This is a genomic window from Candidatus Caldatribacterium saccharofermentans, from assembly GCF_050267035.1.
Classification (GTDB): Bacteria; Atribacterota; Atribacteria; order Atribacterales; family Caldatribacteriaceae; genus Caldatribacterium; species Caldatribacterium saccharofermentans.
In genome coordinates this window covers 1,142,017-1,156,711 of sequence record NZ_CP187957.1, presented here as the reverse complement: position 1 = coordinate 1,156,711, position 14,695 = coordinate 1,142,017, and the positions used below count along the sequence as shown (strand labels likewise).

Sequence of the window (14,695 nt, the reverse complement as noted above, 5' to 3'; positions counted from 1 at the left end):
GCTCATGATTATACTCCCAAAAGAGAAGGGAGGAGAAGAGTATGCCCAGCGGGCAATCCCTGGTTTTCCGGAACGAGGACATTCAAGCCATTGTCCTGGAGATTCCTGAAGGCCACAAACACCTCCGCACCACCATCGTCCTCCAGGATGGCACTACCCTGACCTTTCAAGAAGCCACCATCGCGAATCTCGTCCGGGCCTACATAACCGTCACAACGCATCCGACAAAACAGCGGGTGGTCCTCACCGGAGCGCGGCTTCCCTTGCGCAAGGAAGGATACGCCGAATGGCAGCTTCTTGAGGAAGACGAGATCACTCCTTCGAAGACTGGTACGGTCCAAAAATCTCCGGATGGATAATGGAGGCAAAGATGCGCAGAGCCTGGGTTATCCGGGGACCAGGACGGGAGACGATGTCGCTGTCGACCACGAATACCCGGCCTTGCTGTACCGCCTGGAGGACTTTGAGCCGTGTATCGGAGACGATGAAGTTGTAGGGGAGGTTTTCCCCGTGGGCGCTCACCACGGTGATGATATCGGGATTCCGGCGGAGGAGCTCTTCAAGGTCGAGGGTCACGTACCCCGAGAGGTCCTCTACTACGTTTTTCCCTCCAGCGAGGGTGATGAACTCATGGATGAAGGTGTCCTTCCCCGCCGTCCAGAGAGGGTTGTGCCAGATGACGTGGAACACCCGGGGTTTTTCCTCCTCAGAAAGACCGGAAACCCTGGCCTGAACTTCCTGGACGTTCCTCTCCATGGCTTGAGCCAGGGCCTCTCCTTCCTTTTCCTTCCCAAGGAGGAGAGCAACCTTCCGGATGCTTTCGATGACCTGGGGAATAGACTTTGGGTCAAGGACGAACACCGGGTACCCGAGTTTGGTCAGCCGCTCAATGACCTCAGGAGGCGTCAGGGACCCGGCAAGCACAAGGTCCGGGTCAAGGCGAACGATTGCCTCAAGGTCAACTTCGGTGATGCTCCCGATTTTCTCCTTTTTCTTCGCCTCCTCAGGGTAATCGCAGTACGTCGTGACCCCCACAAGGCTTCCCTCCGCCCCCAGGGCAAAGACGATCTCGGTGTTCGCCGGGGTGAGGGAAATGACCCGCGCTGCAGGGGAAGACAAAGTGATCGTTCGCCCAGTATCGTCGGTGACCTCAAGCCCAAAAGCCGAAGAGAGCAGGAAGAGAGAGCAAAAAACAGCAAGAAGGAGAACTCTTCGCCTCATCGCCCATACCCCCTTGAGAATTCGCGAAGGAGGAGGGGGAGAGGGAGGGCTATGCTCCATGCCTGGGGCGGAGTCCAGGACACTTTCCCACCTCCTCTTTCCGCGAAGAGTGGTTGGGATGCGCTTCAGGCAGGTCTCCTGGCTTCCGGATCATCGCTTAAGGCGCGCCTTCCCGGGTTTCCCCAGTGGCACATGCACCCTGCTCCCCGGTCACAGTGGCGGGACCGCGCCGGATTCCCACCGGCTTCCCTATTAAGGACCACGTCCACCTGAAACGAACCACTGTAAGTATACCACACTCTGTGGTACAATGAACACTACACCCAGAAAGAAGGCAATGCGATGCTTTGCGAGGACATCGAAAAACTTGCTCAGGACCTCTCGGGGAAACTCGAGGAAAAGCGAGGTGTTTTCACCCTCACCGTGACTCTTGCCGAACGAAGGGGGTTTTTGCGGAAAGACCGCCTTGAGTACGTTGCCCGCTTCCGCATCGATGACAGTGCCAAAGTGCTCCACTTCTCCGAAATGCTGCAAGAACGGGGTTCGGGAATTGCCTCCGGTGAGGACATCCAGGGCTTTGGCGTTACAAAGGAGGTCACGCGGGTCACTCCCGGCCCAAGAAGCGGCACCATTGAGGAGCAATCGAACCTCTTCGGGGCAAAGTATGAGTACCGATTTGACTATGGGGCAATTCGAAAGGCTTTCGCAGAGGCTGCAGAAAGGCACGGCTTTCGGTTTGAGTACCACGCTGGTTTTGGCAGCGTCTGAGTGTGGTATAATGAAAAATGGTGGGCGAATAGCTCAGGGGGAGAGCACTTGCCTTACAAGCAAGGGGTCAGAGGTTCGAATCCTCTTTCGCCCACCAGATTTTTCAAGGCTTCCAGCCACCTGGTCACCCTGAAAAACCCTGCTACTGTAGCAATTTTGTAGCAACGGGAAATCAAACACCTTTCAAACATTGTTCTCCCCCAGAATCCTCTCGACCTTCTTCACGGCCTGCTGTTTCAGGGAGGGGAGTACCCTGGAGTAAATCCCCAGGGTGGTGGTGACGGTGGAGTGGCCCAAGAGTTCCTGGACCACCCTGGGGTTCTCGCCTTCTGCAAGGAGCAAAGTGGCATAGCTGTGGCGCAGGGCATGGAGGGAGACCATGGGGAGGTTGGCTTCCTGGAGGAGGTTCTTGAAGGTCCGGAGGAAGTTCCGGGGATGCATGGCGGTGTGGACCTCGGAAGAACACAACCCCCAGGGTTTTGCTCTCTGAGCTGGGATTTTGGTATACTTTCCCGGGAGGGCTGTCTTTCCCCAGTTTCCAGAAAAGGCCCTGGACTGGTGGAGTAATCCGGAGAAGCCCCCGGGAGGCCTGAGTATGACGCTTGAGGAGTTACTGAAGGCAAAACGCGAGGAAATTCTCCGTGTGTGCGCGAGATACGGTGCCCATAACGTGCGCGTTTTCGGCTCGGTGGCTCGCGGTGAGGCCACCGAAGAAAGCGACATCGACCTCATCGTTGATTTCGAACCAGGTCGGAGCCTCCTCGACCACGCCGGGCTGTGGCTGGAACTCCAGGAGCTTCTGGGAGTCAGGGTGGACGTGGTGAGTAGCCGTGGCCTCAAGGGCCACATCCGCGAGCGCGTACTGCAGGAGGCCGTTCCCCTGTGAGGAGCGCAAGGGAGCTCCTGCAGGACATTCTGGACGCCATCGCCAGAATCGAGCGCTACGCAGCTTGCGGACAAGAGACGTTTGAGCAGGACGAACTGGTTCAGGTCTGGGTCCTGTACCACATCCAACTCATCGGAGAGGCAGCCGCACAACTCGGCAAAGCCTTCCACGAAGCCTACCCCGAGGTACCCTGGCCACAGATTGTCGCTATGCGAAACTTGCTCGTTCACAGATACTTTGGGGTGGACCTGGAGGAGGTCTGGAAAACGGTAGAAAAGGACCTCCCCGACCTTCAACGGAAGATCGAGGCTCTTGTGAGGAAGCTGGAGGAGCCGGGGCGTGGGGAGTAAGTTGCGTCTTTAGGGTTCCCCACCTTACAAGCAAGGGGCCAGAGGTTCGAATCCTCTTTCGCCCACCGGATTTTTCAGGGCTTTGGACCACCTGTCCACCTTTCAAAAGCGTGTTGGGACAGCAACGGAAAGTCAAGCTCTATCAAATCTCTTGTCATCGCCCAAAGGGCTGTGGGGATCTTTGCACCGCTTCCCATTGCAAGGACCATTCTCCACAGCTACCACAAAGGGTAAGGTAGTAGGACAGTCTCTCCCCCTTCCGACACTCCCAAGTTTACAGGGTATAAAAATTTTGCCTCTGTGAGGATCGAAGGCCCGAGTAATCTGGGTCAATTGAAGATAAAACCCGCCATTCCAAGCCTCTGGTGGGGTACACTACTCACAAATAGAGCCCATAAGGAGGGCTTACCATGCAGGACGTCATCAAGCTCATCAAATCCCGAAGGAGCATCAGGAAGTACAGGGACCAGGAGGTTCCCCGGGAAATCCTCGAGGACCTTGTGGACTGCGGGAGACTGGCTCCCTCAGGGTACAACAGGCAGCCCTGGGTTTTTGTGGTGCTCACCGAAAAAGAACTCAAACAGAAACTTGCCGGACTCTGCCAGTGGGGGAGATTCCTGCAGGAGGCAGGAGCAGCCATTCTGATTTTCTGCGAAAAAGAAGCGGAAACAGCCCTGGAGGATGCCTGCGCAGCGGCGGAAAATATCATCATCGCCGCTTCAGCCTATGGCCTCGGGACCTGCTGGGTCAACTCATACCGAAAGGCGCATTCAGAAGCAGTGAAGCAGCTGGTTCACTGCCCGGAGCACCTCGAGCTTGCGGTCATTCTTGCCGTGGGATACCCGGAAGAAATCCCGCCGGCACCGAAGAAGAAAGCACTTGCAGAGGTTCTGTGCTGGCAAACCTTCTGAGATGTTTACGGGAGCTGGCGAATGAGATTGCCCTGGGCGTCGTAGAAACCAATGACCGGTTCTCCTTCAGCCAGGGCCATCCCCATGCGCAGGGAGCCTCCAGGATCCCCAAAGGCAATACCGGCAATCTCCTCCACCAGGGCAATGCCCATCCTGGGGACCCCATGGGTGTCGCAGAGGGCGATGCCAGCCATGTCTTCTGTCAGGACCATGGCCATGCGCATGTTCCCATCAGGACCAAGGAACGCAAGGACCGGGCCCTCGGGAGCCGACGACAGGGTTGCCCGGGCATTCCCCAGGGAATCGACGAGGACAAACCTCTCCGCCACGATTTCCCTGTTCCACCGCACAAACCCGAGGAAACCCAGGGCAAACACGCCAAGGAGCACAAATAGAAGGACAACCCGAAGCTTAAAGTTCTCCTCTTCCAGCCTCTTTATGCGCCTTGAAAGACTCTGAAGGTCTTCACCCATCTTCCCCCCTCCCTCCTCTCCTATTATGCCACTTCTTCCCTACCCCTGTCACACTGTTCTGCTTCTTCAAGACTCCAGAAAAAGAGGGTTACTGTCAACTATTGCCAAGCCAAGGGGGGCAGCAAGTACCCCAGGAGGATTTTTGAGATTACTCTGGAGATATAGAAAGATGGCCTCGCAACAACTTTCCCCTCTCAGAAACGAGACCGTGATTCCCCTTTTGCTGCTTCGAGGAGCAAAGCGGCGAAGCGGTCCCCTCTTCTGTTCCTGCAAGCGAAGCAGTCTCGTATTTCCACGGGGTAGGGAAGGAGACTGCTTCGGAGACGACACGACGACCTCGCAGTGACAAAGAAAGGATCATTTGCGAGAAGCTTTTTTGTTTTGTCACTGCAAGGAGCCTTTTTCAGTGTCACTGCGAGGAGCGAAGCGACGAAGCAGTCTCGTATTCCCATAGTATTCCCACGGGGTGAAGGAAAGGAAGAGACTGCTTCGCGAACGAAAAGACGAGCTCGCAGTGACACGGCAGGGGGTCACTGCGAGAATTCCTTTTGTCTGTCATGCGAGGATCTCGTTCTGTCACTGTGTGAAGGTTCCTTTCCTTTGTCACTGCGAGGAACGCAGCGACGAAGCGAAAGTCGGCGGACGTATTTCCCGCCGTTGCGAGGAACGAAGTGACGAAGCAACCTCATAGTCCTGGTTCGCGTGAACACCAAAGAAGCTGAAAAAGCGAGACCGCTTCGGAGGCGACACTACGACCTCGCAGTGACACCTCTTCTTCTGTCACCGCGAGGAGCGAAGCGACGAAGCGGTCTCGTATTTCCTGAGGTGAGGAAAGGAGAGACTGCTTCAGAAACGAAAATACGACCTCACAGTGACACAATGGGAGTTATCGCGAGCCCTTTTCTGTCACCGCAGGATTCCTTTTTCTTGTCACTGCGAGCGAAGCGAAGCAGTCTCAGAGACTGCTTCGGAAACAAAACGACGACCTCGCAGTGACTCTTTTCGCTGGTCATTGCGAGGGCCGAAGGCCCGAAGCAATCTGGTGGTTGAGACTGCTTCGCAGACGAAACTACGAGCTCGCAGTGACACAGGAAAAGGGCGAAAATACGACCTCGCAGGGACTCTTTTGACCGGTCATTCCGAGCCCTTCTTCTTTAGTCCTTCCGAGCCGCGAAGCGGCGAGGAATCTCAGAGACTGCTTCGGAGGCGATACCACGACCTCGCAGTGACAAAGGAGAGGTCACTGCGAGGAGCGTAGCCGGAAGCAGTCCCCCCTTTTGTCACTGCGAGCGAAGCGAAGCAGTCTCACAATCGCAAAAAACGAGACTGCTTCGCCAAGCGAAAAAACGAGGCTCGCAGTGACAGAGAAAGGGGACGAAAAGGCGACCTCGCAGTGGCAAAGAAAAGAGCGAAAAGACGGGCTTGCAGTGGCAGAATGGGATTCACCACGAGAGTCGAAGAATTCCCTGTTTTCGAGGGAAAAATCGCCTTGCAAGATAGGGGGTCAACGGGAATCTGGTACGATAAAGCCATGAGGAGGATGACCCTCAAGTGGCTCAAACAGGCTGAAGCCGACCTGCAAGCGGCCTGGGATAGCTACAGGGCCCGGCACTACGAGTGGAGTTGCTTTCAGGCGCAGCAAAGCGGGGAGAAGGCGCTTAAAGGTATCCAAATGGCCTTTCTGGGGAACTCGCCCCAAGCGAATTCTACGAGGAGGAGGATGCGAAGAAGTGCCTAAGCTCCGCCGAGTCGATCCTGCAGACCGTGAAAGACTTATTGGGGAAATAAAGGCCTTTGCGGCACAGCTCAGATCTTGCTTCCCCATAGAGAAAATCTACCTCTATGGCTCCTTTGCCCGGGGGGAATCCACGAAGGAAGCGACATCGACCTTGTTATCGTCGGCGACTTTCGGGAGCGGTTCTTCGAACGCATCGGGCGCATTCTTGAGCTCACGGACCTCCCGGTAGAGCCCCTGGTCTACACTCCTGAAGAGTTCGAAGCCATGAAGGCCTCAAAGAATCCTTTCATCGAGGAAGTTCTGAGAACAGGGATAGAACTCTGACCAAAGCTCGCCGGAAGCTTCCCCGAGGGCAAAATCTGCAGGGATTTTGAAAGCCCCCGGTGCGCCAAAGTGAGATGCTCTGCCACTTCGTAGCCTGGGGAGACGGATTGCTCCATCGTGCAGCCAGGGTAAAACCGCACAGGAATCTGTTACCCTTCTCCCTCTATAAACCGGGAAGATGCCGAATCCCCCAGGCTTTCGCGGAAAGCCCGCATGGCCTGGACAGTTTTCTGCCCCTCTTTTAGGGAGGCGAGTTCCCTTTTCAGGAGTTCCTCAACCCGGTGGCGGACTTCCTCGTCCTTTTTCACAATTTCCTGGAGCAAGGCAAGAGCTTGGGAACGGTCAGCATCTCCAAGTTCCTGGAGCAGTGGACCGAGGGCATCGATGAGGTGCTGGCGAGCAGTAAGATATTCCGGAAGATGGTCGAGACTCCCTGCAAGAACCTCGCCATGCATTTCCAGAGTGACCCTGAGGAGCTCCTCGAGGAGCTCAAGAGGTTCTCTGCCCATAGGCCTCAAGTTCCTTCCAGGCATCGCGCAGTCCAGAGAGAATGCGGATGACCCCGGGGAGCACTTCTTCGTAGTTTTCCCCGCTCATCCGGGCGCACTCCCGAAGGACGAACCGGTACAGGGCGAAGAGGTTCTCCGCAATTTCGCCTCCGTCTTCGAAGTTGAGGCTGCCGAGAAGCTCGAGGATGATTTTCTCCGCTTTCCCGATGTGCATCCGGGCCAAAGCCCGGTCCCCTTCAGCGAAAGCCCGTTCGGCGAGCTTCAGGAACCTGATCGCCCCATCATACAGGAGAACCACAAGCTTCACCGGTGAAGCAGTGTTCACAGTGTTCTCTTCGTAAAACCGCCGGGCCATGGTCGCGCTGTAGGTGCCCATTGTTCTCAGCTCCCTCCTGTCGATTTATTGAGGCTGGCAATCTGCTGGGCGAGCCAGTTGCTCTGCGTCTGCATGGTGCCAAGGAAACTCTCCAGAGCCGTGAACTGCTTCAGCCACCGTTCTTTCTGCGCCTCAAGGCGTTCCTCCATGAGGGCGATGCGCTCATCAAGGTCCTTGATGACCCGCTCATAGAGCTTCTGGGTGCTCTGCATGATCCCCTCGTAAGGGTCGGTCACGAAGCGGAGGTACTCCTTGAGCGATGCCGCCACACCCCCCTCTCCCGCAAAGAGCTCCTGCACTGCCTCGAGGTTGCTCTCAAGGGCCTGCGCGAGTTTCCCCTCGTCCACAAGGAGGTTGCCGTAGCGGTCCAGAGTAATGCCCAGGTCCATGACGCTCTGGTAGACCCCTGAAGCGACCTGTCCGGTGAGGCGGCGCACGAGTTCTGTCGCCACCCGGGTAAGTGTTGTTTCCCCAAGGAGGGCCCCGGCGGTTTTCGTCTCAGGGTCGTAAGAGGTGTTGTCCTTCACAAACTGCAGGAAGTCTTTGAGGGCACCGGTGAAGTTCAAAATGGCGTTTTTCACCGCCTCAAGGTCCCGGGAAACGGTGACGGTGGCGCTTCCGGTTTTCTGGAGGCTGAGGGTCATGCCGGGGATGAAGTCGGTGACAATGTTTGAGGGCCCCTCATACACAAGGGGGTTTGTCCCGCCAAGGAGGACCCGGGCGTTCTGGGCTGCCTGAACCTCGGTCCAGCCCGAGATTTCCGCTTCCCCTCCCGAGAGGGCCACGCTGATAGTCATGGCATTCTCAAGCCCTGTTTTCTCACTCGTCAGAAAAAGCCGGAAACCCTCCTGCGTCTTCACGATGGTGGCCTGAACGCCGGCTTTTGCCCGGTTGATGGCGTCCCGGATCCCCGAGAGGGTGTTGCTGGAGGCATCGATGGTGATTTCCGTGACCTTCCCCCCCACCGTGATGGTGATGGTCCCTTCCCCAAAGCGGGTGGTGTCGGTATCGGCATAGGCCAGGGAGGTGGCCATCTGGTGGGCGGTGGCCACCTGCTCCACGGTGAGGACATAGGTCCCTTCCTGAGCACCGCTTCTTAGGGCCACCGAGAGGGCATCGCCTGTGGTGGTGGCTTTTTTGGCCAGGAAGGTAGAAGCAAGGGAAAGATTCAGGACGCTGTTTTGCAGTGCCAGGAGCCTGGTGTTTGCCGTCTGCCACAGGGAGAGCCTGGTAGTATAGGTTTGTTTCTTCTCCTCAAGCCGGGTGATGGGGGCCCGCTCGGCTTCGGCAAGCTTCTCGATGATTTCTGAGGTCTTGAGTCCTGAAATGAGCCCGTCGATACTCAGCGTTCCGGCCATGTTCTCCCTCCTCAGACGACCTCATCCACCAGGATTCCCGCAAGCTCCTGGAGCTTGGCCACCATGTCGAGGAACTTCTCCGGAGGAATCTCCCGGATGACCTCGCCGGTCTCCCGGTTCACGATGCGGGCGATGACCTCCCCGGTGGGCCGGTGGACAGTGAAGTGGAGCTCAAGATTGAAGACCTCAAAGAGGCTTTTCAGAACCTTCCCGAACTCCTCGACTTTCTCAGGATCAAGGAGTGTTGATACCCGCAACGTCGCTTCCTTTCCCCCCTCCTGAGGCTTTGCCGCCTCTTCCTCCCGCTGAAGTGCAGGGGAAGAAAGGAGGAACCGGCTCTCCATTTTCTGTCCTTCAACCCTCATCGCTGCCACCCCTACTCTTCAAACAAAGAAAGAGGGAAGGGCATATGCCCTTCCCTCTTTGCCTTTCTATTACCGGAGAAGCTGGAGCACTGCCTGCGGCAGGGTGTTGGCCTGGGCAAGCATGGCCACACCGGCCTGGAGGAGAATCTGCGACCTTGTGAACTCCATCATTTCCTCGGCCATATCGACGTCACGGATACGGGACTCGGCAGCAGCCAGGTTCTCCTTCGCCACTCCGAGGTTGGCGATGGTGTGCTCGAGACGGTTCTGGTAAGCACCGAGCTTGGACCGTTCTGTGGAGACGTCGTTGATGGCAAGGTCGATCTTAGCGATGGACTCCTCAGCCTCAGTCTGGCTCAGAACGCTAATCTGATCAACACCCAGCGCTTTGGCCCGCATGTCCCGGATGCTCACGGTCATCGTCTGGTCCTTGTTGGCACCGATATGGAGCGTCACCGCACCGCTTGCATCAACCACCGCCGAGAACTGCAACTTAGCACCGCTTCCAAGCTCAAGCTTTGAGGGGTCAATGGTGATGGAAAGCCCATCGGCATCATCCCCAGGAGCCACAAGGGTCAGCGTTCCACCCTTCCCTATGGCTGCCTTCCCGTTGATGGTTCCCACAATATCCGTTCCGGCATCGGAGAGGACGGTTTCGGTACCACTGGTCAGACCGAGGTCTTTCAGAAGGTCGTTACTTCCAGAAACATTGATGGTGGCACTGCTACCGTAGTTGATGGAGGTGAGGACAATGCTGTTGCCACTGACTGCTGCTTCGACACCAGTGAGGTTTTTGACGTTGTTGATTTTCAGGACCACGTTGTCCAGGTTCTCACCCGATACCACGTTGATGGCGACACCGTTGAGGACAATGGTACCATCATAGTCAACCGTAGTATTTCCCGCATTTTCTCCTCCGATTTGGGCCCTGGTAGCGTTCTGGGTGATGACAACAGTATACACTCCGGCCTTGGTGTTCGTCCCTGGGGTCATGCGGGTGACAAGGGCATCGAGATCCGCCGAGCTTACATTACTACCCGCGGCATAGGTAACTCCGTTCACCGTTACCGCCCCGCCGCTTGCCACACCATTCTGTTCCGTTACCGCGTACCCGGCCTGGCCGTTCAGGAGCTTTTTGGTGTTGAACTCGGTGGTGTTGCCGATGCGGTCGAGTTCCTCAATGAGCTGGTTGATTTCTTTCTGAATCTGTTCCCGGTCGTCCGGGGTGAGGGTGTCGTTTGCGGCCTGGACGGCGAGTTGGCGCATTCTCTGGAGAATGGAGTGCGTTTCGTTCAGGGCACCTTCAGCTGTCTGGATGAGCGATATGGCATCCTGCGCGTTCCGGATGGCCTGGGCAAGCCCCTTAATCTGCCCCCGCATCTTCTCGGAAATCGCAAGCCCTGCAGCGTCATCCGCTGCCCGGTTGATGCGAAGGCCCGAAGAGAGCCGCTCTAAGGATTTCGAGAGGGCGCTGTCTGTCGCCACCAGATTGCGGTGGGCATTGAGCGCCGTGATGTTCTGGTTAATCCGAAGACCCATTGAACTCAACCTCCTCCTGAGGTATTCTCAAGGCATCCCTGCCTCACACCAAAACACACGAACCAGCCCAACTGAGTTCTCCTGCTCTTCCCTTTTCCCCTTTCTCCTCCCGTTCACCTCCTTTTCCCGCTTTCCACCCTGATATATCGACCGGGTTTCCCGGAACTTTAGGGGGAGAACAAAAATTTTTACCCGAGGCTTTCCCGAAGCCGTACAAGGTACGACTTCGCCTTGTCGATTTTCCCCTCTTCCACAAGGAGCTGGAGGAGGTTGCCGAGAATCGTGCCGTTTCCAGGGTCAAGGCGCAGGGCCCGCTCGAGGTACTCTTCGGCTTCTTCAGCACGGCCCCGCCGAATCAGGGCTACTGCGAGGTTGTTGAGCACTCCCGGGTCTTCAGGACAGTGCTCGAAAGCTTTCCGGGCATAGCGCTCGGCTTTCTCTTCGTCTCCCACCATTGCCGCACACTGGGCGAGAGCCACGTGGAGGTCCGCAAAGTCCACCCGGAAAAAGACCATGAGGGATGTACTCTTTGTGGCATCGACTGTGAGGACTTTCTCGAAGGATTCCAGGGCTTTTTCCCACTCTCCGGCTCTCTCGTACACCTTGCCGTACACGTACCAGAGGTCCGGAAGATACGGGTCGTGCTCCTCGACCCGGGCCAGGTACTCCAGGGCTTTCGCCGTATTCCCCTCCATGCCCTCCATGAAGGCAAGATCAAGGTGCACAGAAAGCGTCGAAAACCCAAAGCCCTTCGAGAGGCGGAGCACCTTCTCAAAGAGTGCCCGGGCTTTCTTTTGCTCTCCCCGGAAAAGGTACGAACGCCCGAGGTAAGCGAGGATATCGGGGTCTTTCGGGTTCTCCTTGAGGGCAAGAAGCAAAAGGCGGAAGTTCCGTTGATCAACTTTCTCCGCAACCTTCTTCGCTTCCCTGTAGCCGTGGTGGAGGATGGCAACCGTGGTCAGGCGGAAAATCTTCCCGCCCATGGAGAGGATGGCACCCTCAACCGTCTCGTGGACTCTCCTCCGGAAGCGGATGCGGGGGTCATTGCGGAATACCCGGACGAGGTAGTTGGTCATGACGTTGCGGTCCTCGCGGTCCAGGGGACTCCGGATGGGGAGCATGAACCCCGTGCAATCCGTCACCCCAAGGAGCGCCTTAAGCCGGAGGAATTCCGCTTTGTCCACCTCGTCATCGGCATCGAGCACGAGAATCCATTCTCCGGTGGCATGGCGAAGGGCCTCGTTCCTTGCCGCAGCAAAGTCGTCACACCAGGGGAAATCGTACACCCGGGCTCCAAAAGAGCGGGCAATCTCCCGGGTCTGATCTGAAGACCCGGTATCGACGAGGATGATCTCGTCCACAAGGCCACAAACAGAGGACAGAACCCGAGGGAGATTGGCTTCTTCGTTTTTCGCAATCATGCAGAGGCTCAGGGAAGGGAAGCGAACTTTCATCTTCTCGCACATGAAGAGGTAATTCTCCTGGGCATCCCGAAGGTCGGGGAAAAGCCGCAGGGCATGGGCAAAGGAGGCCCTGGCATCAGAAAGCTTTCCCTGTGCCACGTACACCGCCCCGAGGTTATTCCACCCCTCGGCATACTCCGGATTGAGCCGCACCGCCTTCCTGAGGAGCTTCTCCGCTTCCCTGTACCTTCCCCGGTGATAGGCCAGAACCCCAAGGCCATTGGCCAGGATGAAGTGGTCTTTCCCGGTATCCTGAGCCCTCCGGAAACACTCCTCTGCCTCGGCGAAACGCCCCTCCCGAAGGAGCGCATCTCCTCTTTCGAGGAGTTCCTCAAAAGCGGGAGTTCCTTCTGCCACCACCTGGAGCATCTGCACCACCCCTCAGAGATTATCGACAGGAATGCAAAAAGCTTAACCCCTCACTCTGGAGAAAAAACTGTGCCAGATACTACCGGGAAGCCACTGTTTTCCTTTTCACCTCCTGGTACGAGGGCTTTGGCCTTCCCCCTCTTGAGGCCATGGCTTCGGGCACGGCAGTGGTTGCCACAGACTGCGGCGGTATCAGAACCTACGCTCAGGAGGGCTACAACGCTCTCCTTGCCGAACCGGGAGACGTGGATTCGCTTGCCTATGCTCTCGTCTTTCTCCTGCAAAACGAAGAAGCCCGGAAGGTCCTCGAAGAGAGAGGAAGAGCAACTGCCCTTGAGTTCAGCCTGGAAAAGCAAGCACTGAAGTTCGAAGAGGTGCTCCAGGGTATCGCAAGAAATGCCTCTCTTTCTCCATTCTCCAGGACCACAGGGTGAAGGGCTCCGCGCTGTGGTGGGGCCTTTCTCCCTGCCGCTCCAGGGAAAAGCGATGCAATAATCCAGGTACGGGACTGCTTCGGAGGCGACACGACGACCTCGCAGTGACTCTTTTCGCCAGTCATTGCGAGGGGCGAAGTCTCGAAGCAATCCGATGGATGTTTCTTTGTCGTTGCGAGCGAAGCGAAGCAATCCGGCGGTATTTCTTCGCCGTTGCGAGCGAAGCGAAGCAATCTCGTATCTCCACAGGATGAGAGAGGAGACTGCTTCGCAGACGAAATTACGAGCTCGCAGTGACCCCCGACAGTCAAGGCTGCTTCGGAAACAAACGACCTCGCAGTGACTCTTTTGACCGGTCATTCCGAGCCGCGAAGCGGCGAGGAATCTCTAAGACTGCTTCGCTGGGCAAAAAACGAGGCTCGCAGTGACAGAGAAAAAGATCGAAACGGCGACCTCGCAATGTTCTGTGTTCAAAGTCAAGTCCCCTGGAAGGCAAGACTCCTTTTCCGTTCTAAGTAATGGGGATCATAGGGAATCCCACTCCTCAGGATGGCGAAGATCTGCCGCAGGAGCTTGTTGGCTACGGCAATCAGGGCCACCTTCTTGGGTTTTCCCCGGGAGAGTAGGCGTTCATAGAGCACCCTGCACTGCTCATTGAACCGGGAAGCACTGAGGGCCGCAAGGAAAAGGAGCTTCCGCAGGAAGGGATTCCCCCTTTTGCTCAGCCAGGCTCGTTCCTTCCTCTTCCCGGACTGGTCTATCTGGGGAGCAAGACCCAGAAAGCTTGCGAGTTCCTTACTCCTTGCAAAGCGGGTGAGGGGAGAGAGGATGCCCAAAATGGCACAGGCCAGCCTCTTCCCTACCCCAGGGATGCTCAGGAGGAGCTCGTACTCTCTTGGGGCATACTGGAGGGCCAGGTCTTCGGCTTCCTTCTCTAAGGTCCTCAGGGTCTCTTCGATTCTCTGGAGTTCCTCCTCGTAGAGCTTTTGGAGCCTGGGGTGGGGGAAGGGATGGTGATGGAGGGCCTCCAGGTGGTTGAGGATTTCGGTCCTCCTTTTCTGGTAGTCCTCGATGGTCTTCTGGATCTCCTCAAGGAGGTAGGCCTTCTTGTCCCTGGGGACGAAGGGTGGAGGGGAGGCGAAGAACCCGAACTGGGCCAGGATCCTGGAGTCAGCTGGGTCAGTCTTGGTCCGGCGCAGGCGCATCTCCGCATACTTCCTCACCACAAAGGGATTCACCACGCTCACCCGGTGTCCTCCCTGGACCAGAAATAGGGCCAGCTTCAGGGAGTAGACCCCGGTGGCCTCCATGACGAAGAGGACCTCCGCAGCATCCTGGGGGAGATGGGGAGTCACCCTCTTCAGGAAGGTCTCTGGATGAGCAGGGGTAAGACCCTGGAAAAGGTATGCTCTGCCATCGAAGACACTCACCGCATAACTCTCCTTCCCCACATCGATGCCCACCACGAGTTTCCTCTTCACCAGTACTCTCCTCCTTTCTCTTCGTCTTCCTGTATCCTCCCTCTCTCAGGCTCTCATCGTGCACCATGCAGGCTCTTCCGCCTCATATTCTGTCAAGCCTTGGGAGAGGGGAAGGTGGGGGACAGCATTG

The 14,695-nt window shown here is 56.9% G+C and carries 18 protein-coding genes, 1 tRNA gene and 1 riboswitch; of the genes, 9 read left to right on the top strand and 10 right to left on the bottom strand.

The window, feature by feature from the left end:
- Positions 1-41 precede the first annotated feature (41 nt).
- On the top strand, positions 42-359 hold the full coding sequence (locus tag ACPT9Q_RS05875; protein ID WP_017873761.1) for a hypothetical protein: 318 nt from the start codon (positions 42-44) through the stop codon (positions 357-359).
- Here ACPT9Q_RS05875 and ACPT9Q_RS05870 read toward each other — a convergent pair.
- Complete coding sequence (locus ACPT9Q_RS05870) at positions 313-1,221, bottom strand: helical backbone metal receptor (protein WP_017873760.1); 909 nt, start codon at positions 1,219-1,221, stop codon at positions 313-315. The two genes, ACPT9Q_RS05875 and ACPT9Q_RS05870, sit on opposite strands and share 47 nt — an antisense overlap.
- A 111-nt stretch (positions 1,222-1,332) precedes the next feature.
- Positions 1,333-1,509: riboswitch (cobalamin riboswitch) on the bottom strand.
- 54 nt (positions 1,510-1,563) lie between these two features.
- Here ACPT9Q_RS05870 and ACPT9Q_RS05865 point away from each other — a divergent pair.
- A complete protein-coding gene (locus tag ACPT9Q_RS05865; protein ID WP_427365201.1) occupies positions 1,564-1,989 on the top strand; it encodes a hypothetical protein in 426 nt (141 codons plus the stop codon).
- Positions 1,990-2,011: 22 nt separating this feature from the next.
- Positions 2,012-2,086: transfer RNA gene (locus ACPT9Q_RS05860), tRNA-Val, on the top strand.
- Between the two features lie 86 nt (positions 2,087-2,172).
- Here the strand turns inward: ACPT9Q_RS05860 and ACPT9Q_RS05855 are convergent.
- Positions 2,173-2,457, bottom strand: a complete 285-nt coding sequence (locus tag ACPT9Q_RS05855; RefSeq protein ID WP_427365200.1) for a tyrosine-type recombinase/integrase — start codon at positions 2,455-2,457, stop codon at positions 2,173-2,175.
- Positions 2,458-2,584: 127 nt separating this feature from the next.
- On the opposite strand from ACPT9Q_RS05855, the gene ACPT9Q_RS05850 reads away from it, so the two are divergent.
- The 3 genes from ACPT9Q_RS05850 to ACPT9Q_RS05840 all read left to right on the top strand — a co-directional run bounded on the left by ACPT9Q_RS05850 (position 2,585) and on the right by ACPT9Q_RS05840 (position 4,136).
- Complete coding sequence (locus ACPT9Q_RS05850) at positions 2,585-2,875, top strand: nucleotidyltransferase family protein (RefSeq protein WP_427365199.1); 291 nt, start codon at positions 2,585-2,587, stop codon at positions 2,873-2,875.
- Positions 2,872-3,225, top strand: a complete 354-nt coding sequence (locus tag ACPT9Q_RS05845) for a HepT-like ribonuclease domain-containing protein (RefSeq protein WP_427365198.1) — start codon at positions 2,872-2,874, stop codon at positions 3,223-3,225. The genes ACPT9Q_RS05850 and ACPT9Q_RS05845 overlap by 4 nt, the downstream gene beginning before the upstream one ends.
- 410 nt (positions 3,226-3,635) lie before the next feature.
- A complete protein-coding gene (locus ACPT9Q_RS05840; RefSeq protein ID WP_427365197.1) occupies positions 3,636-4,136 on the top strand; it encodes a nitroreductase family protein in 501 nt (166 codons plus the stop codon).
- Between the two features lie 5 nt (positions 4,137-4,141).
- On the opposite strand, the gene ACPT9Q_RS05835 is transcribed toward ACPT9Q_RS05840, so the two are convergent.
- On the bottom strand, positions 4,142-4,609 hold the full coding sequence (locus tag ACPT9Q_RS05835) for a hypothetical protein (protein WP_427365196.1): 468 nt from the start codon (positions 4,607-4,609) through the stop codon (positions 4,142-4,144).
- A 1,435-nt stretch (positions 4,610-6,044) separates the two neighbouring features.
- Between ACPT9Q_RS05835 and ACPT9Q_RS05830 the strand changes: the two genes are divergently transcribed.
- Positions 6,045-6,347, top strand: a complete 303-nt coding sequence (locus tag ACPT9Q_RS05830; protein WP_427366728.1) for a HEPN domain-containing protein — start codon at positions 6,045-6,047, stop codon at positions 6,345-6,347.
- A 75-nt stretch (positions 6,348-6,422) separates the two neighbouring features.
- Positions 6,423-6,671 (top strand): nucleotidyltransferase domain-containing protein, encoded by a 249-nt coding sequence (locus tag ACPT9Q_RS05825; RefSeq protein WP_427365195.1) that lies wholly within the window; start codon positions 6,423-6,425, stop codon positions 6,669-6,671.
- Positions 6,672-6,820: 149 nt separating this feature from the next.
- Here the strand turns inward: ACPT9Q_RS05825 and ACPT9Q_RS05820 are convergent, their stop codons facing one another.
- From ACPT9Q_RS05820 to ACPT9Q_RS05795, 6 genes are all read right to left on the bottom strand, one after another.
- Positions 6,821-7,180: a flagellar protein FliT gene (locus ACPT9Q_RS05820; protein WP_427365194.1), complete on the bottom strand. Its 360-nt coding sequence runs from the start codon at positions 7,178-7,180 to the stop codon at positions 6,821-6,823.
- A complete protein-coding gene (gene fliS, locus ACPT9Q_RS05815; protein WP_026137390.1) occupies positions 7,161-7,556 on the bottom strand; it encodes a flagellar export chaperone FliS in 396 nt (131 codons plus the stop codon). Before fliS ends, ACPT9Q_RS05820 begins: the two co-directional genes overlap by 20 nt.
- Before the next feature lie 5 nt (positions 7,557-7,561).
- Entirely contained in the window at positions 7,562-8,914 is a 1,353-nt protein-coding gene (gene fliD / locus ACPT9Q_RS05810) for a flagellar filament capping protein FliD (protein WP_427365193.1), read from the bottom strand.
- An 11-nt stretch (positions 8,915-8,925) separates the two neighbouring features.
- Complete coding sequence (locus tag ACPT9Q_RS05805; RefSeq protein ID WP_427365192.1) at positions 8,926-9,279, bottom strand: flagellar protein FlaG; 354 nt, start codon at positions 9,277-9,279, stop codon at positions 8,926-8,928.
- A gap of 69 nt (positions 9,280-9,348) precedes the next feature.
- Entirely contained in the window at positions 9,349-10,818 is a 1,470-nt protein-coding gene (gene flgL, locus ACPT9Q_RS05800) for a flagellar hook-associated protein FlgL (protein WP_427365191.1), read from the bottom strand.
- Positions 10,819-11,006: 188 nt separating this feature from the next.
- Entirely contained in the window at positions 11,007-12,650 is a 1,644-nt protein-coding gene (locus ACPT9Q_RS05795; RefSeq protein ID WP_427365190.1) for a tetratricopeptide repeat protein, read from the bottom strand.
- On the opposite strand from ACPT9Q_RS05795, the gene ACPT9Q_RS05790 reads away from it, so the two are divergent.
- Entirely contained in the window at positions 12,557-13,084 is a 528-nt protein-coding gene (locus ACPT9Q_RS05790) for a glycosyltransferase (protein WP_427366727.1), read from the top strand. The genes ACPT9Q_RS05795 and ACPT9Q_RS05790 overlap by 94 nt on opposite strands.
- A 476-nt stretch (positions 13,085-13,560) precedes the next feature.
- On the opposite strand, the gene ACPT9Q_RS05785 is transcribed toward ACPT9Q_RS05790, so the two are convergent.
- The gene (locus tag ACPT9Q_RS05785; RefSeq protein WP_427365189.1) at positions 13,561-14,565 is read right to left on the bottom strand and encodes an IS110 family transposase; all 1,005 of its coding nucleotides are present in this window, start codon (positions 14,563-14,565) and stop codon (positions 13,561-13,563) included.
- Positions 14,566-14,695: the final 130 nt, after the last annotated feature.

What these genes read in the sequence shown, in the direction of transcription:
- ACPT9Q_RS05875 (WP_017873761.1), top strand. Translation starts at nt 42, where the DNA reads ATGCCCAGCGGGCAATCCCTGGTTTTCCGGAACGAGGACATTCAAGCC.
- ACPT9Q_RS05870 (WP_017873760.1), bottom strand. Translation starts at nt 1,221, where the DNA reads ATGAGGCGAAGAGTTCTCCTTCTTGCTGTTTTTTGCTCTCTCTTCCTG.
- ACPT9Q_RS05865 (WP_427365201.1), top strand. Translation starts at nt 1,564, where the DNA reads ATGCTTTGCGAGGACATCGAAAAACTTGCTCAGGACCTCTCGGGGAAA.
- ACPT9Q_RS05850 (WP_427365199.1), top strand. Translation starts at nt 2,585, where the DNA reads ATGACGCTTGAGGAGTTACTGAAGGCAAAACGCGAGGAAATTCTCCGT.
- ACPT9Q_RS05840 (WP_427365197.1), top strand. Translation starts at nt 3,636, where the DNA reads ATGCAGGACGTCATCAAGCTCATCAAATCCCGAAGGAGCATCAGGAAG.
- ACPT9Q_RS05835 (WP_427365196.1), bottom strand. Translation starts at nt 4,609, where the DNA reads ATGGGTGAAGACCTTCAGAGTCTTTCAAGGCGCATAAAGAGGCTGGAA.
- ACPT9Q_RS05830 (WP_427366728.1), top strand. Translation starts at nt 6,045, where the DNA reads ATGGGATTCACCACGAGAGTCGAAGAATTCCCTGTTTTCGAGGGAAAA.
- ACPT9Q_RS05820 (WP_427365194.1), bottom strand. Translation starts at nt 7,180, where the DNA reads ATGGGCAGAGAACCTCTTGAGCTCCTCGAGGAGCTCCTCAGGGTCACT.
- fliS (WP_026137390.1), bottom strand. Translation starts at nt 7,556, where the DNA reads ATGGGCACCTACAGCGCGACCATGGCCCGGCGGTTTTACGAAGAGAAC.
- fliD (WP_427365193.1), bottom strand. Translation starts at nt 8,914, where the DNA reads ATGGCCGGAACGCTGAGTATCGACGGGCTCATTTCAGGACTCAAGACC.
- ACPT9Q_RS05805 (WP_427365192.1), bottom strand. Translation starts at nt 9,279, where the DNA reads ATGAGGGTTGAAGGACAGAAAATGGAGAGCCGGTTCCTCCTTTCTTCC.
- flgL (WP_427365191.1), bottom strand. Translation starts at nt 10,818, where the DNA reads ATGGGTCTTCGGATTAACCAGAACATCACGGCGCTCAATGCCCACCGC.
- ACPT9Q_RS05795 (WP_427365190.1), bottom strand. Translation starts at nt 12,650, where the DNA reads ATGCTCCAGGTGGTGGCAGAAGGAACTCCCGCTTTTGAGGAACTCCTC.